Annotated in this window: 18 protein-coding genes and 1 pseudogene; 9 read left to right on the top strand and 10 right to left on the bottom strand. The window is 61.7% G+C overall.

The window, feature by feature from the left end:
* The first annotated feature begins 43 nt into the window (after positions 1 to 43).
* On the top strand, positions 44 to 985 hold the full coding sequence (locus tag AC1DKD_RS01190) for a CysB family HTH-type transcriptional regulator (protein ID WP_477102999.1): 942 nt from the start codon (positions 44 to 46) through the stop codon (positions 983 to 985).
* Between the two features lie 181 nt (positions 986 to 1,166).
* A complete protein-coding gene (locus AC1DKD_RS01195) occupies positions 1,167 to 2,318 on the top strand; it encodes a 50S ribosomal protein L11 methyltransferase (protein ID WP_441625400.1) in 1,152 nt (383 codons plus the stop codon).
* Positions 2,319 to 2,496: 178 nt separating this feature from the next.
* On the opposite strand, the gene AC1DKD_RS01200 is transcribed toward AC1DKD_RS01195, so the two are convergent.
* Positions 2,497 to 2,910, bottom strand: coding sequence for a DUF1484 family protein (locus tag AC1DKD_RS01200; RefSeq protein ID WP_441625402.1), 414 nt, complete (start codon positions 2,908 to 2,910; stop codon positions 2,497 to 2,499).
* Between the two features lie 130 nt (positions 2,911 to 3,040).
* Here AC1DKD_RS01200 and AC1DKD_RS01205 point away from each other — a divergent pair, with 130 nt between their 5' ends.
* Complete coding sequence (locus AC1DKD_RS01205; RefSeq protein ID WP_441625404.1) at positions 3,041 to 3,595, top strand: hypothetical protein; 555 nt, start codon at positions 3,041 to 3,043, stop codon at positions 3,593 to 3,595.
* A 248-nt stretch (positions 3,596 to 3,843) separates the two neighbouring features.
* On the opposite strand, the gene AC1DKD_RS01210 is transcribed toward AC1DKD_RS01205, so the two are convergent.
* Positions 3,844 to 4,728 (bottom strand): LysR family transcriptional regulator, encoded by an 885-nt coding sequence (locus AC1DKD_RS01210; RefSeq protein ID WP_441625406.1) that lies wholly within the window; start codon positions 4,726 to 4,728, stop codon positions 3,844 to 3,846.
* A 129-nt stretch (positions 4,729 to 4,857) separates the two neighbouring features.
* On the opposite strand from AC1DKD_RS01210, the gene argC reads away from it, so the two are divergent.
* From argC to AC1DKD_RS01225, 3 genes are all read left to right on the top strand, one after another.
* The gene (argC, locus tag AC1DKD_RS01215) at positions 4,858 to 5,787 is read left to right on the top strand and encodes an N-acetyl-gamma-glutamyl-phosphate reductase (RefSeq protein WP_441625408.1); all 930 of its coding nucleotides are present in this window, start codon (positions 4,858 to 4,860) and stop codon (positions 5,785 to 5,787) included.
* A gap of 430 nt (positions 5,788 to 6,217) precedes the next feature.
* A complete protein-coding gene (locus AC1DKD_RS01220) occupies positions 6,218 to 6,478 on the top strand; it encodes a hypothetical protein (protein WP_441625410.1) in 261 nt (86 codons plus the stop codon).
* Between the two features lie 122 nt (positions 6,479 to 6,600).
* Positions 6,601 to 7,398, top strand: a complete 798-nt coding sequence (locus tag AC1DKD_RS01225) for an alpha/beta hydrolase (protein WP_441625412.1) — start codon at positions 6,601 to 6,603, stop codon at positions 7,396 to 7,398.
* A 65-nt stretch (positions 7,399 to 7,463) separates the two neighbouring features.
* On the opposite strand, the gene AC1DKD_RS01230 is transcribed toward AC1DKD_RS01225, so the two are convergent.
* The 3 genes and pseudogenes from AC1DKD_RS01230 to AC1DKD_RS01240 form a co-directional block, all read right to left on the bottom strand.
* Complete coding sequence (locus AC1DKD_RS01230) at positions 7,464 to 10,406, bottom strand: bifunctional diguanylate cyclase/phosphodiesterase (RefSeq protein ID WP_477142844.1); 2,943 nt, start codon at positions 10,404 to 10,406, stop codon at positions 7,464 to 7,466.
* Positions 10,403 to 11,644 carry an ABC transporter substrate-binding protein gene (locus AC1DKD_RS01235; protein WP_441625515.1) on the bottom strand — a complete coding sequence of 414 codons (1,242 nt, stop codon included), beginning with the start codon at positions 11,642 to 11,644 and terminating at the stop codon, positions 10,403 to 10,405. Before AC1DKD_RS01235 ends, AC1DKD_RS01230 begins: the two co-directional genes overlap by 4 nt.
* A gap of 505 nt (positions 11,645 to 12,149) precedes the next feature.
* Positions 12,150 to 12,362 (bottom strand): annotated as a pseudogene (locus tag AC1DKD_RS01240) (tannase/feruloyl esterase family alpha/beta hydrolase); the annotation flags it as partial.
* Between the two features lie 127 nt (positions 12,363 to 12,489).
* Between AC1DKD_RS01240 and AC1DKD_RS01245 the strand changes: the two are divergent.
* Positions 12,490 to 13,185 (top strand): DUF2076 domain-containing protein, encoded by a 696-nt coding sequence (locus tag AC1DKD_RS01245; protein WP_477103000.1) that lies wholly within the window; start codon positions 12,490 to 12,492, stop codon positions 13,183 to 13,185.
* 135 nt (positions 13,186 to 13,320) lie between these two features.
* On the opposite strand, the gene AC1DKD_RS01250 is transcribed toward AC1DKD_RS01245, so the two are convergent.
* From AC1DKD_RS01250 to AC1DKD_RS01260, 3 genes are all read right to left on the bottom strand, one after another.
* Complete coding sequence (locus tag AC1DKD_RS01250; RefSeq protein WP_441625417.1) at positions 13,321 to 14,304, bottom strand: Bug family tripartite tricarboxylate transporter substrate binding protein; 984 nt, start codon at positions 14,302 to 14,304, stop codon at positions 13,321 to 13,323.
* Between the two features lie 73 nt (positions 14,305 to 14,377).
* Complete coding sequence (locus AC1DKD_RS01255) at positions 14,378 to 15,430, bottom strand: uroporphyrinogen decarboxylase family protein (protein ID WP_441625419.1); 1,053 nt, start codon at positions 15,428 to 15,430, stop codon at positions 14,378 to 14,380.
* Positions 15,427 to 15,954 (bottom strand): cysteine dioxygenase family protein, encoded by a 528-nt coding sequence (locus tag AC1DKD_RS01260; RefSeq protein WP_477142845.1) that lies wholly within the window; start codon positions 15,952 to 15,954, stop codon positions 15,427 to 15,429. The genes AC1DKD_RS01255 and AC1DKD_RS01260 overlap by 4 nt, the downstream gene beginning before the upstream one ends.
* A 136-nt stretch (positions 15,955 to 16,090) precedes the next feature.
* Here AC1DKD_RS01260 and AC1DKD_RS01265 point away from each other — a divergent pair, with 136 nt between their 5' ends.
* Positions 16,091 to 16,993, top strand: a complete 903-nt coding sequence (locus tag AC1DKD_RS01265) for a LysR family transcriptional regulator (RefSeq protein WP_441625422.1) — start codon at positions 16,091 to 16,093, stop codon at positions 16,991 to 16,993.
* A 17-nt stretch (positions 16,994 to 17,010) separates the two neighbouring features.
* Positions 17,011 to 17,634, top strand: coding sequence for a Crp/Fnr family transcriptional regulator (locus AC1DKD_RS01270; protein WP_441625424.1), 624 nt, complete (start codon positions 17,011 to 17,013; stop codon positions 17,632 to 17,634).
* Positions 17,635 to 18,347: 713 nt separating this feature from the next.
* On the opposite strand, the gene AC1DKD_RS01275 is transcribed toward AC1DKD_RS01270, so the two are convergent.
* Together AC1DKD_RS01275 and AC1DKD_RS01280 are read right to left on the bottom strand one after the other, a co-directional pair.
* Positions 18,348 to 18,716, bottom strand: coding sequence for a BON domain-containing protein (locus AC1DKD_RS01275; protein WP_441625426.1), 369 nt, complete (start codon positions 18,714 to 18,716; stop codon positions 18,348 to 18,350).
* 1,275 nt (positions 18,717 to 19,991) lie between these two features.
* Entirely contained in the window at positions 19,992 to 20,954 is a 963-nt protein-coding gene (locus AC1DKD_RS01280; RefSeq protein ID WP_477111105.1) for a Bug family tripartite tricarboxylate transporter substrate binding protein, read from the bottom strand.
* Between the last annotated feature and the right edge of the window lie 18 nt (positions 20,955 to 20,972).

Genomic DNA, 20,972 nt, shown 5'->3' on the forward strand with positions numbered 1-20,972 from the left:
CTCAAACTAATAAGAAGTTGTTTGTTTATACGAACACGGATATATGAACCTGCACCAGTTCCGTTTTGTGCGCGAAGCCGTACGCCAGAACTACAACCTGACCGAAGCCGCAAAAGCGCTCTATACATCACAGCCCGGCGTCTCCAAGGCCATCATCGAGCTTGAGGAAGAGCTGGGCGTGGATATCTTTACCCGCCACGGCAAGCGCATCCGCAGCCTGACGGAGCCCGGCCGCCGCATTCTGGAGTCGGTGGAGAAGATCCTGCAGGAAGTGGAAAGCCTGAAACGGGTGGGCAAGGACTACGCCGCCCAGGACCAGGGCAACTTCACCATCGCCACCACCCACACCCAGGCGCGCTACGCCCTGCCCCGGGTGATCGCGGAGTTTACCAAACGCTACCCAAAAGTGCGCCTTTCAATACAACAGGGCAATCCGACGCAAATCGCCGACATGGTGCTGCACGACCATGCCGACATCGGGATCGCCACGGAAGGGATCTCCGCCGACAAGAACCTGATCTCCCTGCCCGGCTACCAATGGCAGCACGTGGTCGTCACGCCGCCCGACCATCCCCTGCTGGAAAAGAAGCACCTGGCGCTGGAAGACCTGATGGGCTACCCCATCATCACTTATGATCCGAACTTCGCCGGCCGCCCCAAGATCGACAAAGCCTTCGAGCTGCGCCACCTCAAGCCCGACATCATCCTGGAAGCCATCGACGCCGACGTGATCAAGACCTATGTGGAAATCGGCCTTGGCGTAGGCATCGTCGCCGGCGTAGCCTTTGACGCCGAGCGCGACCGCAACCTGCGCGGCATTCCCGCCGGACACCTGTTCGGCACCAATGTGACGCATCTGGCAGTCAAGCAAGGCGCCTACCTGCGCAGCTTTGTGTATACCTTTATTGAGTTGTTCTCCCCGACGCTGAACCGCAAGCTGGTAGAACAAGCCATGTCGGGCGACCACGAGGCGTACGAACTCTGAAGCACCCAATCCAGCGCGGCTGACCGGAACGCCACCAGCCGCGCCATGCCAGCCCTGCCAGGGCGCCCCGGCTTGCCAGCCGGCGCGCGGCGGGGCCGGATCGCCTTGAATGGCCAGCCCATGTTGGCCAGACTTATCCGCACAACCCCATTGGCCGCCATAAGTGGCCAGAAAGAAACTAATGACCGAGCAAGCCACCATCCACTGGACCGAAAACGGCGAAGAACGCAGCGCGAACTGGCGCTCCGAAGCCGGCGCGCCGCCGCCCAAGCGCGTCGTCATCGCCGACGACACCACCACCGGCGACACCGCCTACCGCCTCGCCTGCGAAGGCACCGCCATGCTCTGGCGCGGCGACTTCCAGAACGCCCGCCAGCTGCTGCAAGCGCTGGCCCGCCGCGCCGACAAGCCCAAGAAGGCCGCCAAGGCCTCCAAGGTGCCCAAGGCAAAGCCCACCCCGACCGAAGCCTTCCACCTGCACCGCCAGGCCCAGTCCCAGCGCGCCCGCACGCTCTCCATGCTGCTGCTGCCCTTTGACGCCGACCACCTGGTGCCGCTGCGCCGCTCGCCCGATGTGCGCGAGGCGTGCCTGGAAGCCTATGGGGAAGTCGATGCGCCGTATGTGGCATCGATGCGCGAACTGCTCGGACTGATCGGCGCGCACGAGTGGCGCAAGAAGGGTGTGGAGATTCCCGCGCTCGCTGAACGCATCCATCCGTACTACGGCGTCTTCTCGCCGGTGCGCGGCGAATACATCGATCTGGTCGCCAAGGCCCAGCTACCCGCCGGCGCCCTCAACCTCGCCTTCGACATCGGCACCGGCACCGGCGTGCTGGCCGCCCTGCTGGCCCAGCGCGGCGTCAAGCGCGTGATCGCCACGGACATGGACCCGCGCGCGCTTGCCTGCGCCAGCGACAACATCCACCGCCTCAAGGCGGCAGGCCAGGTGGAAGTGGTAGAGGCCGACCTCTTCCCGGAAGGCCGTGCGCCGCTGGTGGTGTGTAACCCGCCGTGGGTGCCGGCACGTCCGAACTCGCCGATTGAGCGCGCGGTGTATGACCCGGATTGCCAGATGCTGAAGGGATTTATTGCCGGGCTGGCTGATCATCTGGAGCCGAAGGGTGAAGGCTGGCTGCTGCTGTCTGATCTGGCTGAACACCTGGGGCTGCGTTCGCGGGACCAGTTGCTGGCGTGGATTGATGAGGCTGGGTTGAAGGTGCTGGGGCGGTTGGAGGTGAAGCCTAGCCATCCGAAGGCTACTGATATGACTGACCCGCTGCATGCTGCGCGGGCGGCTGAAGTGACTTCGTTGTGGCGCCTGGGTATTAAGTAAGCTGTAGCACGCTGACAAGCCGGGCGGCGCTCGCCGCCTCGGCTCAAAGACACCAGAGCCTCTCAACCTCCGCTCTGTTGTCTCCCCTCTCCCGTCTGCGGGAGAGGGGCGGGGGAGAGGGCGGGAGCTAGCAAGAGCGACGCGTCTCACCCTGCCACAAGCCCCCTCCTCCCCTACCTCAAAGCAATCCTTGCACCCGATTCAAAGCCGCATCCAATTGCCGCTTCAACGGCATCAGCAAGCAATGCAAACCGTGACTGTCTTCTACATCGTCACTGTCGTAATCCAGCAGTTTTAGAACGGAGCCGAGGCCTGCGCTTACGCGTAGCAGGTCGGCGCAGCCTTCCTGGGCGATGATCTGGGCGTCGCTGCGCAGAGCGTCTAGTTGGTACGCTAGCTCCTGCACGCTTAGCTTTGTGGGGGTGTCCGCTGGAAATGTGATGCGGATCAGGTCGGCGAGTAGGTCGGATTGCCGGGAGAGGGTGAGCGTGCGCTCGGGGTAATGCGAGACAGTTTGGAGAGCAAAGCAGTCGCTCCACCGCACGTCGTGCGGCTTGCTCAATGGCCGGTTGTGGCTGCCGGAAGCTGCCATTTGCGCTTGCCGCATGGCAGACAAGCAGCGGCCCCTCCTAAGGTGGGGTTCATTTGCCCCGGTATTCGTCCGTTTATCGTTGCGGGCCCGCATACCGTCAAGGCCCCTTTAACCCATCTGGAAGAAAGACATGAAGCAAAGCAAGATCGCCCTTGTTGCTACCCTCTGCGCCGCTGGCGCTCTATTGACCGGTTGCGAGACGACGAATTCGATCCCTTACAAGGCCTCCCCCGCCAATGTCATCGCCATCCAGCAGAGCCTGCAACCGAAGAAGGTCAGCGTTGCCGACGTCGGTCTGGCGCCGGGCGTCGATGAGAGCCCGCTGTGTCGTCTGAACGGTCCGGTAAGGGTAGCGCCGGGCAAGACGCCATCGCAGTACATCAAGGACGCCTTCCAGGAAGAGCTCCTGATGGCTCAATCCTATGACGTGAAAGGTGCCCCGATCGAGGGACGCATCGAAGAACTAAGTTTCAGCTCCGTGTCGCCTGCGTACTGGCAGATCACGATGGTCGTGAAGTCGACCGCTGACAAGGGCTATAAGGTCTCGGTCAAATATCCGTTCGACACGAGCTGGACTGCCGCCGGCGCGTGCAAAAACGTGGCTGACGCCTTTGGCCCCGCCGTGCAGGAACTGCTGAAGCAGGTTGTGACGAGCCCGCAATTCCCGGCACTGGCCGGGAAGTAAGGCGTTCTGCGGGACAGGCCCTCTCGCTTCGCTCCGGAGGGCGCGGCTGACATGCCGACGGCATGATGTCCGTTGGGCGGGCGCGTCACACTCCCGCGGCATGGCGGCTTGCGGCCGGAAGTTGCGTTTTTCCGTTATCGACCCCAATCCGGTCAGTCCAATTTCTACAAGCCGGCCATTCGTTCGTCGTGGCGTGCAATAAGGCTACTGTCCCAGCGAGAACGAACCGAAGCGGAAAATAGCAACGCCTACGCCAATCGCAGATCCCACAACACATCAAGTACGTGTTGCGTGGAACGCTCAACGTACCCCGCACGATGTGCGATGCCGAGCCGACGCCACAACGCCGGGCGCAGCGGACGCATGACAATGCGGCTGTCGGGCAATGGCGTAGTGGCCTCATGGGGCAACAGCGCCGCGCCGTAACCTGCCGCTACCAGACTCTTGATCGCGTCGTTGTAGTTGAGCTGAATGCGCGGAGCAGGATGGTGCCCCCCGGTCGCGAACCACTCCGCAGTCAGACGCGAGAGACGCGTGGTCGCGTCATTGAGAATCAGAGGTTGGGCGGCGAGCCATTCAGGCGTGACGCGGGCCGGACACCGCCAATGCGCCGGCACAAAGGCCATCACGGGGTCGCGGCGCCAAGGCTTTATCACGAGTCCGGCCACCGGGGGCTGAGGCAGTGCGATCAGCCCAACATCCAGCGTTCCATCCGCCAGTCGGGACAGCGTTTCATGCGAAGTGAGTACTGCAACCTGAATGTCGATAGCGGGATGTTGCTGGCGCAACACCTCAAGCGCTTGCGGCAACAGGTGCGCGATCACGCCAGTCGACGCACCGAGCCGCGCGCGCCCTTCGAGCCCCTGCACCTGGCGCTGAATATCGTCTAACGCCTGCTCCGCATCGGCCAGCAGTCGACGCGCGCGCTCCACCAGCACCTCTCCTATCGCCGACGGCCTGACATGTCCGCGCTTCCGTGACAGGAGTGGCGCCCCAATGCGGTCTTCTAGTTCAGCGATGTGGAGGCTGACCGTTGGCGGCGCCAGGTGCAACGCACGCGCCGCATCGGCAAATGAGCCACGGTCGGTAATGGCGACCAGAGTGCGCAAACGGTCCAGGCTGATCTCTCGCATGTCGGCGTCCAGATTCAGAAAAACTGAATATTCACGTTATGAAATACAACTTTCCCTATTCTAGCGGTCCATGGAACATAGGGGCTCGTTCTACTTGTTACAACACACAGTCACCGGAGTATTCCACGTATGAGCTCTCCCGTTGTTTTCATCGACGGCGACCAAGGCACCACCGGGTTGCAAATCCACGAACGGCTGCGCAACCGGACCGACCTTAGACTGTTCACGCTTGCCGCTGCGGAACGCAAAGATCCGCGGCGTCGCGCAGAAGCCATCAACGCCTGCGACATCGCCATCCTCTGTTTGCCTGATGCCGCCGCGCGCGAGGCCGTGGACGCCATTGTTAATCCTGCCGTCAGAGTCATCGACGCAAGTTCCGCCCACCGCACACAGCCGGACTGGACATACGGCTTTCCGGAAATGACGCTGGGACAGGCTGAGCGCATTGCGAACGCACGTCGGGTCACCAATCCCGGTTGCTATCCGACCGGTGCAATTGGCTTGCTGCGTCCCCTGTTGCAGGCTGGGCTCATACCAGGCAACTACCCTATCAGCATTCATGCGGTGTCGGGCTACTCCGGACGCGGGCGTGCCGGCGTGGAGGAACATGAGGGGCAGCGTGCCGTCAACGCGCCTTCATACCAGGTATATGGTCTGGAACTCGCGCACAAGCACACCCCGGAGATCCAGCAGCACGCCGGGCTCGCGCAGCGTCCCATCTTCGTCCCTGCGTTGGGTGCGTTCCGCCAGGGCATCGTGCTGACGGTGCCCTTGGAGTTGCGGCTGTTGGCACCCGACGTGGATGGCGCCACGTTACACGCATGCCTCGCACGCCACTATGCCGAGGCGGCCCACGTACATGTCTTGCCGCTGCACGAATCGTGCACCTTAAAGCACCTGGATCCGCAAGTGCTGAACGGTACGAACGACATGCGCTTAAGCGTATTTCCTAACATGGAACACGGGCACGTCCTGCTGTCCGCGGTTTTCGATAATCTTGGCAAAGGCGCATCCGGCGCTGCGGTTCAGAACCTGAACCTGATGCTCACGCAGCAATAGTGGCCGATGGCTCGAGCTAACGTTCGGCCGCACCCATATGCCAACGATTGTTGCCAATCTGGTCTCCGAAACCACGTCCGCATGACCGTCACGCCGCCTGGCGGCAGCGCTGCCATCCACCGCTCCGGCTATACACTCACCATCCTGCGCAAAGACCCCGATGGGCATTGGCGGCTCACGCGCGATGCGAATCTGCTCGCAGCAGAAATCACGGCGACGCCGTCACGAAGGCATCGCCGGGTCATCTGCAGGGATCGAAACTATCGTTGTGCGGTGCACTAGGAAGGAGGCTCCTGCTTGCCCCCCTTTCACGTGCTCGCATGGCTTACATGCGTCGCCGGCTCGCCCCAGGTCGGCCATTACCCCACATGGCGTTCCCGCCCTATATCGCTAATAATGGTCTAACTGCCGTTGCCGGACGAGGGCGACCATGCTTTATAGTCCCGAAGCAATTCATACAGCCGCCCTGCCGGGGAACGCGGGTTGCGGCAAAACCTCGCCGGTCGAGCGCCGCACCACGATGTGCGAATTCGATCCGCTCGACACGCCCGACGACCAGTCGCGCCTGAACGACATCACGGGCGGTCACGACAACCACACGATCCAGCTCGGTCACTATGAATCCGTGCCACCCGCCCCGCAGAAACCGATGGCGTCGCAGCACAAGTCGCACAGGGACGGCGCTGCCTGATGGTAAAGGATGCCGGGATGCCGATGAATGCCCCAATTCGGCCGTCAGTTCGCCAGCCCAGCCACGTCATCGGCAGGGAATGGGACAGTCCCGGACGGCAGATCCAAACCACAGCAATGCGCATGGCGACGAAAACCGCCGGGCTTGCACTATGGCTTGGGAGTCTCTTGCCGTCCCCTGCCCTTGCAGCCCTGCAGAATCAGTTCCTGTATTTCCCCGCTAAGGCTGAGTTGTCAGAACTGGTTGCTGGCGGCCTAAGGGCATGGCCGTCTTCGCAAGACGTCAAGGGCCTGGTTGCAGAACCCACCGGGCCAGTGCGTGCCACGGCGATTGTTTTCCATGGCAATGCCGGACATGCCGGCCACCGCAGAGCGTACGCCGCGGCTCTGGCGCCCCATGGCGCACGCGTGATTCTCGCCGAGTATCCGGGCTACGGACCGCGCCCGGGACCGTTGGGCGAAGTCAGCCTAGTGAATGACGCCGAGCAGATCATCGCGCAGGCCTATCGCCAATATGGCGCACCGCTGCTGGTGATCGGCGAATCGCTGGGGGCCGGCGTTGCGGCGGCGGCCAGCGTGCGCCAGCGGGACAAGACAGCAGGCCTGATGCTGATCACGCCATGGGACACGCTGCAACATGTTGCCGGCTACCACTATCCCTGGCTGCCGGTGTCGTGGCTGCTGCGGGATCGCTACGACAGCGCGGCCAACCTGGCGTCGTTCACCCGGCCCGTTTTGGTGGTGGTTGCGGAGCGCGACAGCATTGTCCCGGCGCGCTTTGGCGTCGCACTGCATGACGGGCTGGTAGCGCCTCGGCAATTGCGTGTAGTGCCTGGTGCCGAGCACAACGATTGGTTCGAGCGGGTAGACGATGCCTGGTGGCGCGATGCCCTTCGCTTCCTGCTCGGGGGGTCGGATTGAGTCCGTCCCCCTACCGGATGACACCCAAATATTGCGTGGTCGGCACGGGCTGGCGCCTTCAGTCACTAAAGCGTGGCGCAGGCCGGACTGCCAGCCCCTTCCTCGATATTCGGCCACACCAACACCTCAAACTGATCAGGCGGAACCGGCTGGGAATACAAAAAGCCCTGGGCAAAATCACAACCCACGGCGATGAGAAAATCGCGTTGCTCCGTCGTCTCCACGCCCTCGGCAATGACCTTCAATCCCAGTTTGTGCGCCAGCATGACCATTGCCTCGCAAAGCGCCTGATTGTCGCCATCAAAGCCGAGGTTATGTACGAACGAGCGGTCGATCTTGAGGTAATCGATGTCGAAGCGCTTGAGATAAGCCAGGGACGAGTAACCAGTACCGAAGTCGTCGATCGAAATCCCGATTCCCACATCACGGAAGGTCAGCAGCTTCTCATTCAGTTCGGCGTCCAGTAACAGGCCCTCGGTGATTTCAACCACAACGCTCTGCCCCGGCATCCCTTCCCGCACGAGATAGTCGGACCATTGATTGCAAACCAGGCCGTCTTGCCGTATCTGCATCGGTGACATGTTGACGCTGATCTGGAAAGACGGATGGAATCGGCCGCGCCATTGACGGGCCTGGTGCACGGCCTGCTTGAACACCCAATCCCCGATCGGAACGATGAGCCCCGTGTCTTCGGCCAATGGAATGAAATCCTGCGGATTGATCGTGCCGCGTTCGGGGTGCAGCCAGCGGATCAGTGCCTCGGCTTTGTAGATTTCCCCGGTCTCCAGGTCGACGATGGGCTGATAGTAGACCTGGAACTGTCCGCCAGGCAGGGCGGCACGTAGATCGCTCGTGAGACGCAGGCGCTTTTCCGCCGCTACACGCAAGTCGGGCGTGAAGTAGCTGAAACGGTTGCGCCCGGCGTTCTTGGCCGCATACATGGCCTGGTCTGCGTTCTTGAAAAGGACATCCAGTTCGCCGGTGTCGTCGGGATAAAGTGTGACGCCGACGCTGGCGGAAATGAAGGTCTCATCCGCGCCGAGCTTGAAGGGCTCGGCCAGCTTGTGGATGATGGCCTTTGCGATCCGTTCAATGCGTTCGGTATCGTCCATGTTGGGCAGAATGACGGTGAATTCGTCACCGCCAAGGCGCGCGACGATATCCGATTCGCGCACGCACGAGATGATGCGCCTGGCGGCCTCGATCAGCAGGATGTCTCCTGTGTCGTGTCCCAGGGAGTCATTGACCTCTTTGAAGCGATCCAGGTCGATCAGCATCAAGGCCATATGCTGCCGGGAGCGATGCGCCATGCCGGCTTCCTCCTCGAGACGGCTGTGAAACATCTGGCGATTCGGAAGATGGGTCAGCGCATCGAAATTGGCCTGTTTCCAGATTGTCGCCTCGAATGCCATCCGGTCCGATAAATCACGACCCACAGCCAGCACCGAGTTCACCTTGCCCGACCGGTCAATCTCTGGCGTCAGGCGGATATGGGTGCAGTGTTCCCGTCCATCCTTGCTGAGCCATCTCAGCTCGAATTGCCCACTTCTCCCGCTTGAAATGGTGTCGGCGATTTTCTCCTCGTAGATCAGCGCGTTGGCGCCGCCGGGAACCTCCGAGGGCCGCTTGCCGAGCGATTCGCCTAGGGTGCGCCCTGCCGAGGCACAGAACGCGGGATTGGCGTAAGTGCGGCGGAGGTCCCGGTCGTAGCGGGTAATCGTGTCCGGGGAGTTCTCAATCAACGTTCGCGACTCCTGCTCCCTGGAGACGAGTTCCGCTGTTCGCTCGACGACGGTCTGCTCAAGGGAGGCGTTGATCTCGTTGATCTTCTGGATTTTCTGGCTGATCGCCCCACTCATTCTTTCGAAACGCTGCGCGAGCCGGCCAAGTTCATCCTTGCCGCCGGCATCAGTGCGCGCATGCGCCTCCGCCTCGGCTCCCGCATCGTTGCCGGTATCGTGCATCTTTCGCACCAGCTCTTTGAGCGGTGCCGAAATGCTGTGGGAAATGAAGTAGGCCAGGAAGATCGAAAGCAGGAACCCCGAGATGCCAACCAGTACGATCTGATTGCGCACGGACTGTGCCTCTGCCGTCAACTTCTTTTCTGGGATTGTGCTGACGACAAACCATGTCGTGCCGGGAATTGCTGCGTACGCGGCAAGGTAGCGCCCCTCGCGCTTGCCCTCGAAGTCGACGAAACCACTCGGCTCCCCGTGTAGCTCGTTGCTTGCGATTTTCTTGATCAGGTCAGGCTCGGCCATCCCTTCGGTGTTCGTGGAAATGCCGTCGGCGCGGACAACCACTTTGTTGTTGCCGGCATCGAGAACGTAGATTTCCGTTCCACTCCCTAGGGCGACGTCATCAAAAATTGTCGAAAAATGCTCGGGGCTGATGACCAGAACCAGATTGCCAATCTGCCGGTTGTTGCTCTTGCCGATGATGGCGCGCACCATCCCGAGATTTTGTTGCCCGACGCCGTTGTCGTAACTGCCCCAGTAAGGCCGGCCATTGCGATCGGGAGCCTGCTTGACCAGATGCAGCACACCCCGGCTCAGCTGCGCGAAGACCTGGGTGTCCATGATCCGGTTGTTCTTGTCGAGCAGATACTTCTGGTTGATGAAGTCAACCGATCCGTAGTGCTGCAGGAGCAGGCGTGTCATGTCCTGGCGCGCCTCGCTCCGCTCCTTTGCACTGCCATCCACAACGCTTGTCAGCGCGCCTTGAACGCGATCGGAGAGTACAAGAAGGCTGCTTTCCGTCTCGATCTGCTCCATCCGCAACGAGATGTTCTTGGATACCTGCTTGACCATCTCTTTCGAGAATACCTCCGCCTTCTCCTTGATCGCGGCGGTCGACTCCACATACGATATGTAGCCCGATATAAGTATCGGTATCAGCGACAGCAGGATGAACGCAGTCATCAGCCGGTAGCGAATTTCGACACGGCGCAGCAGGTCCAGCGAGAGATATGCGAAAGCGCTTCGCAGCGAACCTATGATTGAGCTCATCGGTAGTGCATCTTTGCTTCATTCTTGACAGACTCGTCGAGGAGCTTGGCGGCCTGTCCGGGCGTGATCTTCCTGACCAGCACTTCCTGCATCAATCGATGGAGCTGCTCGATCGAGTTGGAGGGTAGAACCGAATAGTATGGGCTGACGGTCACCGGATAGCGGCTGACCATGTTTGTGTAGTCGACAATCTTCTGATCGCTTGCGAGCGTTCCCGCGACTTGCTTGAATGGGGGGATGTTCTGGCGTTTTCTCTGGAGAATGGAGAACCCCTTCCCGGCAATGAATTCGAGAAAACGCATGGCTGCGGCCTTGTTGGGCGTCTCGCACACCGCAAACCCGGTTTCGCTGCCGATCACAGGCACCACCCGCTTGCCCGGCGCGTTCCAGGGCGGAATAAACACGCCAACCTCGAAAGGGTTGCCGTGCAGCAAAGGGCCGGCTGCCCAACTGCCGTGAAAAGCCATCGCGACCTTGCCTTCCTTGAACAGCCGTATGCCTTCGTCGTAATCCGTCGCCATGAAGGCATCTTGTACGTAACCACGTTGCGGCATCAGCGCAATCCGGGCAAAGATAGCTGCTACCTGAGGCGTGTTCAGGTCCAGCGTGCCATCACCGATTCTCTGCTTCCAGTCTGGCTCGCGCGCCACCACATTGTTGCCAAAGCCGAAGCTGAAGGGGCCGTTGCCGAGCATGTTCGGGAAGCCGCCGCTCCACATGATGGGTGTTAAGCCCGCAAGCTTGAGCTGCTCGCAAACCATCAGGAACTCTTGGAAATTGGTTGGCAGTTCCTTGACCCCAGCCTTCGCGAACAGTGCCTTGTTGTAATAGATCAGCGTTGTAGCCACTCCGCCGGCAATGCCAAAACGCCTGGATTGGCGACTGGTCCAGTCACCCTTGAGAGGGCCGAGCATGTTGCTCCATGCCGATGTCGCGCTCACGTCTGCCAGGATGCCTTGATCGGCCAATTCAGCCGCATAGGCGTTCGGGTTGACACTCACCAGATCCGGCAAGTTGCCGGAAGCAATCCGGGGCTTGATATTCTCTTCGACCGAATTGCCGACCATGAACTGCACATTCACGCGGACGTCTGGATTGAGTTTGCTGAATTCAGCAGCAATCCGGAGCATCTCCTCCGGCCAGTCTGGCGCCCATATCAACGCTGTAATGGAGGTCCTGGCCGGCACGGCTGCGCCCGACGAAGCGTTGTCTCGCTGTTGACAACCGCATAGGAACAATAAAACGAGGCTGACCAGCCCAGCTAGCAGGGAGGAAAACTCGATGCGTCGCGCTTGGGGGGTCACTTTTCGGCTTCGGGATGGGCTATCTGTGCCTCCACAGGCACTTTCGATGTACCGGGAAGCGAACCGATGGCAAGGCATGGCGGCGTCTCTGCCGCGATAACCTGCAACGAAGTCGAGAACGCCGCAGCCCCCGGCGAGGCAACCGATTCCCTACAAGACAGGGCTTGCAAACACAGCAGGAATGCGCAGCCAACCCGCATCGGGAAACGCTTGCTACGGCTGGGCTGCGTATGTTTGGCCATGACGGCGGGTTAGGCGAATTGATCGGAGCGGTGCCTGCACTGCGTATCGACAACGAGCGCAAATACTTTACCGGGGCAAACCCGAATTTCCATGCCATGACGGGTAGTTGCCGGCATGGCCGGACTCAGCATGATAGCCGAATGACCGCCCCTGACGGGGATTCGAACGGTGGATGCAACACACTGGAGACTCCTTGCTATCCGCCGATGAAGTCGCTGTGCGTAGGCAGCGGTCCGTAGCGTGCCTTGATGATGGCCTTGACCGCGTTGTGCTTCGCCTTGAACTGCAGCCTGCCGAAATTGGCGAGCGCTTCGTTGTCGAGCGCGAAGGCGCCGCCGCCCGATGCGTCGTGCCCGCTATCGCTGCCGTAGGTGACGTAGCCTTGTTTGAACGCGTTGGCCACGCTGGCGGGCTGGCTGGTGAACGCGGACCGGCAGGCACATCGGCACCAAGGCCTTTAAGGCTTGCTTAAGTCTCTGCCCTTAAACTGCCATCACACAAGACAACCCGCGAAGACAACCCGCGTAGGAGGTGCCATGACCCCCCAAGAAATGCAAGCACTGGAAGCCTTCCTGACTCAGCTGACCCAAGCCAGGGCCGGCATGAAGGACCCCCAGGCGGACGCCCTCATCGCCGAAGCGGCCGCCCGGCAACCGGATGCCGCCTACCTGCTGGTCCAGCGCGCCATGATGCTTGACCAGGCGCTGGCGTCAGCGAAAGCGCAGATCGCCACGCTGCAGAGCCAGTTGCAGATGGCGCAGGCCGGCGGCGCCAATCGCTTTCTCGACGCGGACAATGCCTGGGGCAATAGCGCCGGCCGCGTTGCCGCAAGCCCCGCCGCGCCGCAGGCGACGGCCGCGCCTGTCGCCGTACCGCCGGCGGCCCCCCAGGCCGCGCCCGCGCAGCCGCCTCGGCCCGGCTTTCTGGGCGGCGGCCTGGGTGGCACGCTGGGCGGCATTGCCACCACGGCTGCCGGCGTAGCCGGGGGTGCGCTCCTGTTCCAGGGTATCGAGAATCTGTTCCATCGCAATAGCGGTGGCGGGGGCGCAAGCGGATTCCTTGGACAGCCAGCCGCAGGTGCGCTGCCAAGCGAAACGACGGTCGTCAACAACTATTACGGCAATGAAGACCGCTCGCCGCTGGGGGAACCCGGGGCGGCGCTGGACAATGGCCTCCTGGATGACGGGCTGGGCAATGACGACTTCACGGATGACGACTCCTTCAACGTCTAGCGCATTCTGGGGCGTACCCCGTCGCCCGCAGCAACGGTTCAACTTCCAGGCGGTGACAGGTACGCCAGACGATTCCTGGCTGAGCCAGCGCGATCACGTCCTGTCCCTGCCGATGTACAACACCGGAGCGCGCCCCTACTGAATCTTGATACTCGCCTGGCTCACCACCGCTCGCCACTTCACAAGTTCTCCCGCCAGGTGCGCTGACAGTTGCTGCGGCGTGCCGCCCAGCGGCGTTGCCCCCATCTCGGTGAATTTGCGGATCACCTCCGGGTCGCGCAGCACTTCGTTCAGTGCCGCGTTCATGCGCATCACGATGGGTTCTGGCGTGTTGCGGGGCGCGAGCATCGCGAACCAGGTCGAGGACATCAGCTTGGGTTGGCCCAGCTCGGCAACGGTCGGTACGTCGGGCAGGGCGAGCGAACGCTGGTTCGACATGACGGCCAGCGCGCGCACCTTGCCGCTCTTGACCTGCCCGAGGATGCCAGGCACTAGTTGGAACATGGCCTGGATATCGTCAGCGAGGAGGTTCGTGGTGGCCTGGCCGGGGGAACTGTATGGCACGTGGATCAGGCGGGTGCCGGTCTCGCGCATGAAGAGTTCGCCGGCCACGTGCATGGAACTGCCATTTCCCGTGGAACCGTAATTCAGCTTGTCCGGGTTGGCCTTGGCATACGCAATGAACTCGGCCAGGTTCTTGACCGGCAGGCTCTTGTTGACCACCAGGATATTGGGCACATCGGCCACCAGCGCCACCGGCGTGAAGCTCTTTTGCGAATCGAACGGCAGCTTGGCATACAAGCTGGGATTTACCGCCAGCGTGCCCGCCCACGAAAACAGGAACTTGTACCCATCCGGCACGGCCCCGGCGGCCATCCCCACCCCRATATTGCCGTTGGCACCGCCCCGGCTCTCGATGATGACTGTGGCGTGCAGTTGCTTGTGCAATTGCTCGGCTAGCACACGGGCCAGGGTGTCGGCCGTGCCGCCACCGCCTGGCGCGGGCACGATGATCTGCACGGGCTTGGACGGGTCGGGCCAGTCCGCCGCCAGCGCGGAGGACTGCAGACATGGAACCAGGGCCGCCGCAGCGGCCAGGCAGGCCAGGACGTGACGCATGTTATCTCCTTGATCTTTGTAGGCGGCAATTAGGCGCTGCCCTATTCTTGGTTGGTACCGGCTCGCGGCGGCGTCAAGCATACAGCGCTTGCTCCTGGGGGGCGCGCGCGGCGCGGACCACGGCGCGTATCGCCGAGTCCGATGTCGCAACTGGCAGAACGCAGCCCGGGCCGACCATCAGGCGGCGGCCGTCCGTTTGCGATATGGCGTTGCGCACCTCATCCGCAATTTCCTGTTCGCTTCCATGAAGCAAGGTGTCGTGCTCGTTCAACCCACCCACCAGCAGGCGCGGGAAGCGCGCCGCCGCCGCCTCCAGGCCAGGCTTAGTCAGGCGGTCGTGCCAATTGAACATCTCGACCGGATACGTCGCCAGGAGATCGAACATGATGTCATCGCCGTGCGCGTGCAGCATGTTGAATTGCGCCTGGCCACGCAACGCCGCGAACACCTCCAGATCGTAGCGGCGCCCGAAACGCTCATATTCCTGGGTCGTCAGCATGCGGCTCGACGCCAGTTGCGTCGCGAAGAACACGCCGTGCGCGCCGGCCTCCAGCGAGTCCAAAGCGAACCGGATCGTGGTGTCCGTGATTACCCGCAGCGCCGCCTCGAGCGCATCCGGCTCGCAGCGCAGGTCGGCAAATAGCTTGTCCGTACTCAACTTGCGCGCCGTGGTTAGCGGGCTGAACACGGTTTGCAGGATGGGCACCGCGCCACGCAGGGACCGCGCGGCGGCGCGCAGCGCCTCGTTCTGGCGGCCATAGGAGCCCTGTCTCACATCCAGCGGCCGGATCCGAAGCCAATCCTCCGTGGTTCGCACCGGTGGCGCCACCACCGCGCGCGCGCCGTTGGCACTGCCCTGGTATGCCGTGGCGGCGCCCCAGTCTTCAACGCCGTATGTGCCCGGTGGCATGAATTTGACCAGGTCAAAATCCCATTTCCGCTGCCACTCCAATGTGTGCCGCACAAGTTTGTCCACGTCCAGGTCGTCTTCCGGAAAGTGGCGCCACAACGCGACGGGAGTGCGGTCGGTGGCTTCGCCCAGCAGGGCGGCTTCAATGCGCTGCCAATGATTCATGGTCTGCATGTGTTTGCTCGCTTCGATGTTTGCGCAATCCAGCGGATTCAAGGGGCCAGCGCGAGGACTCGGTTTACGCCGGTGGCTACGCGCGCGGCCTCCACGCCGTACACGTGGACGGAGATCGCCACACCCGCGCCAGCGTTGCCCAGCCGATGGACCTGGTCCAGGCCGTCCGTTCCGCTGCTGCCCGCGCCCACGGCGCGCGGCTGCCAGTGAAGCGGCGTGGCGCGCAGGCTCTGGCGGTCGCAGGTGTAGTAGTGCTCTTGCAGTTCTCCCTGAACCACCGTCAGCGCACACCAGGTGTGGTGCGCGTGCACCGGGCTGAACTGCCCGGCCTGCCACACCAGCGCCACGACCGTATAGCGCMCCTGCGGGTCGGCCTGCAGCACGTGGCGCGCATAGCGCTGCGGGTCCGGCTGGCGCTGTGCCGGCGTTAGCCAGTTACCGTCGGCGAAAGATGCCTGCAAGGCGTGTTGCACCGCGCCGGGCAAGCGATCCGGCGGCAATGCCATTGCGGCGTCGATCGCGCGGGTCAGCGCGGCCAGATTGTCGGTTTCCAGAGTCAAGCACATAGGGGTTTTTCCCAGTAACAGTTCGTTTTTCACAAAATCGATGACACAAGGCATTGCTGGCGCTTAGTCTTTCACTGGGTGAAATGCAGGACAAACGAGATGTTTGGAAAACAGTTTTTGTAAAATACGAAACCTTATGCACTACAGCCTGATAGACCTGAAACTATTCGTGGCAGTGGCCGACGCAGGCAACGTGTCGCGAGGCGGCGCCACATGCTTCCTGGCACCCTCGTCGGCCAGCCTGCGCATCAAGCAGTTGGAGCAAGCGCTGGGCACCCGGCTGTTCGTGCGGGAGGCACGCGGCGTTTCGCTGACACGCGCTGGCCAGGTCATGCTGGAGCACTGCCGCCGCTGCCTTGCCGAGCTGGAGCAGATGCACGCCAACCTGGCTCCCTATGCCGAAGGTGTCCGGGCGCAGGTCACGATCTTTGCTAACAGCAGTGCGATCGCTTCGTTCTTGCCGGGGGATCTGCAGACGTTCCTGCGCGACTACCCCGAAGTACGTATCTCCCTGGACGAGCGTCTCAGCCACAACATCGTGGCCGCCGTGGCCGAAGGGCGCGCCGACGTCGGCGTGGTCACATGGGATGACGAGCATCCCGAACTTGTGTTCCTGCCGTACCGTCAGGATGAGGTCGTCATGGTTGTGCCCGAGGGTGACCCGCTGGCCGCGCGCCAGTCGGTAGCGTTCCTGGACTGCCTGAGCCGCCCCTTCGTCAGCCTGCAAAGCGGGGCGGCCATCCATACCTTCATGGTGGGCAAGGCCGCAGCACTGGGACATCACATGGACGTACGCATCCAGGTGTCCGGGTTCGCGGCGGTGGTGGCAATGGTGCGCTCGGGCGCGGGGGTCGGGATGGTGCCGCGCTCGGTGCTGCAGTCGATCAACTGTGACGGCGTGCGCGTGTTGACGCTGCGTGAGAAATGGGCAGTGCGGCCACTAAAGCTATGCACGCGGCGAAACGCGGCTGCGTCCGCAATTTACGTGGGTGCCCTGCTGCGGCAATTAGGCCAGCAGGCTGACGCGCCGGCGGGATAAGCTCGCTGCCGCACAGCATGGCGGGCAACTTGGGCGCGCTCAGGTCGAGTTCGGTCCCGGCTTATTCCGCGCTGGCCGCCATCAAGCGATGGGGCATGCTCATCTGCACATCGAGCACGCGTGCAGTCGAACCAGACGACGTCGGCAATGAGGGGATAGTCGGGATTGCCCTGTTCATGGGCGGCGAGACGACACCGAGCCGGGCCATCGTGCAAAGCGCTGGCCATGGCTACCGGCTAAGCGCCAAGGTACTGAAGCAGGAGTTTACCCTCGGCGGTCCCATACAGCATTTGCTGTTGCGGTACACCCAGGCGCTGATCACCCAGATGGCCTATACCGCAGTCTGCAACAGGCATCACACTATTGAACAGCAACTATGCCGCTGGCTGCTTCTGAGCATCGACCGGCTCCCATCCAATGAGCTGACGATGACGCAGGAACTGATCTCGAACATGCTTGGCGTGCGGCGCTCCGACGTCACCGAAGCGGCATTGAAGCTGCAGAACGCAGGTGTGATTCGCTACAGTCATGGACATATTTCGGTACTCGACCGGCCGGCGCTCGAAAAACACGCGTGCGAATGCTATGCCGTTGTGAAGCGGGAGTTCGACCGCCTGTTGCCTGCCGTGACGGCGGCTTGAAACTCCCGGTGCCCAGGCCATGGCGGGCGCGGTCTTGCCGACCCGCACAGTGTCCGCCATCGTACCGACTTCGCTACGAAACCATGCCATTTTGGCTTTGTTGGGGCGCCACATCTTGGGAACCATGAGGGCTGGCGTTTGTGCTCCGCCTGCGTGGGGGGCGGCGCTATCGGTGCGCTGTCCGGGTGGCGGCTTGGCGGATGGCTTGGCGCACGCATTCGGCGGGGCGGGATCGCCCGGCGGCAAGCGCAGCTTGCGCAAGGAGAAATGATGCTTGTTGCAACTTGCAGCAAGGGAACAAAAGAATCCGTGAAGCTGATGATTAGCGAATTGGGAGGCGTCAGCGTTGCGGAACACCGTGACGTCCTGCCGGATTTCCGGTGGGCATGAAAAGGTGATGTTCCCCGGGACATCAGTCATTGGTCCCCATCGCCCTCGCTAGAACCCTTGGCTAGCTCGCCAAGGGGACCGGAATCTGCGAATCCGATGCGAAGATATCCGCGCCATGCGCCATGACCTGTCCGATGGAATCAGATCGGGCTGTCGGTACGACGCCGGACATTGTGGTCATTCCAATGCCAATCCCGGCCAGACCAGTTTGTGCATGATCGCTCCTGTGTCGGCGCGATTCAGCCTGTCACTGTCAGCGGCGAAGGCCGGCAAGGCTGTATGGCGTTGCCGGCCATGAGGCTCGCCGCGTGCTGTCCGACCCGTCACGACTTGTGGATGAGCAGTTGATTCTCTACTGACTTCACGCCGGTGACGCCGTGGACGACATCGGCTGCCGTCTGCTTCTGTGCCGCTGACGGAACGCTGCCGGTCAGCCGTACCACGCCTTCGCGGGTGCGCACGTGGATGTTCGTGGAACTCAGATTCTTTCGATCGAGCAGGCTAGCCTTGACCTTGGTCGTGATCTCCGTATCGTTGATGCCCTGGCCAGCCGTCTCGTGCGTGGGATTGGGGTTCGTGAGCGATGCCGCCGGGGCACTCGTTGCGCCTTGGCTAAGCGAAGCATGGAAGCCCGTCACGAGCGCAATGCATGCGACACTGGTGGCGAATTTGGTAAGAGGGATGGATTTCATTTGAACTACCTCGATTCGGATCGAATCAGTGATTGCGGACGCGGAGTGCTCCGGTACGCAAACTGCCCTGAAGAAGGCAGCCGCCCGGCTTGGCATCACGAAAGATCCTGTCCTTCGTCACGCAGCCCCCGACAGGCTAAGACTGGCACCATTTCGCCTTCAGGTCGGTACGATGGCGGACACGCCGAGGTTCATACGCGCACTTGGCGGTCGCGGATCGGTGACCTGTATTCCTGAGGGGCTTTGCTTGTCAGCGTGATCGCACGATGCTTGGGTGCGGACGATGCTGGGAGGCCGTCCAGCAGAGCAGAAGCGCGTCTGGCGTGTAGAGCAGATTCGCCCGCGTACCTCCCGCCGCACAGGCTCCGCCCGTCCTACGCAAACCAGGCGGAAAAACGCAGGCCCACGCGGCGAACGCCTCATTCAATTCAATGGCGCCCTCGGCTGTTGGACCGCTACCGTACAGACGTACCCCGTCGAGTGTGAGAATGTAATTTTGCAATCTGCGCGCGCCAGCGACTATCGGGTCGCTGTCGCTAGGCACGCATATCTGGCAGGCGGCAACTGGCGCAATGCACCAGGTCTTTGTTGAGGCGGAACGCTCGGTATCGCTGCACGTTTCCCAAGTCGCTCGCGACCCGCGCGGCGCATGGTATCCAAGTGAGTGTAGAACTCAAGGAGAGTGTTATGAACAACATCATCTGGCTTGTGGGAGCTGTGGTTATCGTCCTGTTTGTACTCGGCTTTTTTGGATTGCGGTAGCGTCTTCGAAGCGACACTGTACAGGCTCTTTGCCTCGGAGGGACGTACCTATACCGGGCCAACGCGCGATTCGTGCTCGCGCCGACATGAAAAATTCTAAGCTGCGAAACCTCGCCATACAGGGGGATCGCATAGTGGCGGGACCTTTCCAGCCAAGCCCGCTTTACGGGCGCCATACGCGCCAGCTTTCGCGCGAGCCCTACACAAGTAGGTTCAGCTGCGCAGGCAATGCGTAGCACTGCGAAGCAGGCTGTCGAGCCGGGATTTCTGGCACGCCGGAAAAATCAGCGGCTGCTCGGGGAAGCACGGACGACTCTGCCTGAATCTCGTCGATAAAGGTATGCGAGGCGAAGCGGGGCATCGGAACCGCGGGTGACGATATTTCCCTGATGACGGGCTTCGTCAGAAAATGCGGCCGACCACGCCTGCAACGCCGCAGGCGTGGTCCCTGGACCTGGTGATGCCGCGTGCTTAACCCTTCGGCGCGATGACGATGAGATTCATCCGCGCCGGCTAGTCAATCTGGACCTTCGCATGCTGAATGACTTCAGTCCAACGCTTGCTGTCTTCGTTGATCAGCTTCTGGAGGTCGGCAGCCGTGCCTGGCAAAGGGCGTGCGCCTTGGGCAGTCAATTGCTGGATCGTGGACTTGTCGTTCGCAATCGAGATCACGGTATCCTGGAGCTTCTTGATCACCTGCGGACTTGTATTAGCCGGAGCCATCAAGGCAGACCACGATTCTGTGTTCGCATCCTTGATACCCAACTCCTCGAAAGTCGGAATGTCAGGAATCGCCGGGCTTCGCTCCTTGCTCGCAATGCCTAGCACGCGAACCTTGCCCGGCTTTATGTAGGGTTGCACCGTTGGAAGATTGACAAAGAGCACCTGTACCTGACCAGCCAGGAGATCCGCAGTAGCAGGGCCAGCACCTTTGTAGGGAACATGGGTGAACGCCGTGCCGGTCCTGAGCATGAACAGTTCACCGACCATGTGGTTCGCCGATCCCATCCCGGCCGATCCCATGTTCAGCTTTCCGGGATTTGCCTTGGCATACCGCAGCAGTTCGGCCATATTCCTGGCGGGGGTGTTTTCTGACACCACCAACACATTCGGGACCGTAGCAAATAGCGCGACCGGCTTGAAATCTCTTGACGGCGAGAATGGCAGGTTCTTGGATAGCAGTGGCTGAATCACTTGATTTGCCGGCGTTGCGTACAAGAGCGTATAGCCGTCGGATTTCGCTCGCGCAACATAGGCGGCTCCGATGTTCCCTCCGGCCCCGGCCCTATTGTCGACAACAACCGGCTGCCCCAACACTTCCGACATCCGTGTGGCAAGAAGGCGCGCTGTGAGATTGACGGTGCCGCCGGGTGCGAACGGCACTACGAGATTGATTGGTTTGTCCGGGTAGGTTTCAGCGTTTGCTGCCGAAACGATACCCATGGCAAAGGCGAAAACCACGACGAACTTGGACATCGCTCGATTCCTCGGTGA

The sequence above is a fragment of the Cupriavidus sp. 05T313 genome, assembly GCF_056396665.1.

Excerpts from the sequence above, each read along its gene's own strand:
- AC1DKD_RS01265 (WP_441625422.1), top strand. The coding sequence starts at position 16,091 with ATGCACTACAGCCTGATAGACCTGAAACTATTCGTGGCAGTGGCCGAC.
- AC1DKD_RS01225 (WP_441625412.1), top strand. The coding sequence starts at position 6,601 with ATGGCGACGAAAACCGCCGGGCTTGCACTATGGCTTGGGAGTCTCTTG.
- AC1DKD_RS01270 (WP_441625424.1), top strand. The coding sequence starts at position 17,011 with ATGGCGGGCAACTTGGGCGCGCTCAGGTCGAGTTCGGTCCCGGCTTAT.
- AC1DKD_RS01245 (WP_477103000.1), top strand. The coding sequence starts at position 12,490 with ATGACCCCCCAAGAAATGCAAGCACTGGAAGCCTTCCTGACTCAGCTG.
- AC1DKD_RS01190 (WP_477102999.1), top strand. The coding sequence starts at position 44 with ATGAACCTGCACCAGTTCCGTTTTGTGCGCGAAGCCGTACGCCAGAAC.
- AC1DKD_RS01220 (WP_441625410.1), top strand. The coding sequence starts at position 6,218 with ATGCTTTATAGTCCCGAAGCAATTCATACAGCCGCCCTGCCGGGGAAC.
- AC1DKD_RS01275 (WP_441625426.1), bottom strand. The coding sequence starts at position 18,716 with ATGAAATCCATCCCTCTTACCAAATTCGCCACCAGTGTCGCATGCATT.
- AC1DKD_RS01195 (WP_441625400.1), top strand. The coding sequence starts at position 1,167 with ATGACCGAGCAAGCCACCATCCACTGGACCGAAAACGGCGAAGAACGC.
- AC1DKD_RS01280 (WP_477111105.1), bottom strand. The coding sequence starts at position 20,954 with ATGTCCAAGTTCGTCGTGGTTTTCGCCTTTGCCATGGGTATCGTTTCG.
- AC1DKD_RS01210 (WP_441625406.1), bottom strand. The coding sequence starts at position 4,728 with ATGCGAGAGATCAGCCTGGACCGTTTGCGCACTCTGGTCGCCATTACC.
- AC1DKD_RS01200 (WP_441625402.1), bottom strand. The coding sequence starts at position 2,910 with ATGGCAGCTTCCGGCAGCCACAACCGGCCATTGAGCAAGCCGCACGAC.
- AC1DKD_RS01205 (WP_441625404.1), top strand. The coding sequence starts at position 3,041 with ATGAAGCAAAGCAAGATCGCCCTTGTTGCTACCCTCTGCGCCGCTGGC.
- AC1DKD_RS01230 (WP_477142844.1), bottom strand. The coding sequence starts at position 10,406 with ATGAGCTCAATCATAGGTTCGCTGCGAAGCGCTTTCGCATATCTCTCG.
- argC (WP_441625408.1), top strand. The coding sequence starts at position 4,858 with ATGAGCTCTCCCGTTGTTTTCATCGACGGCGACCAAGGCACCACCGGG.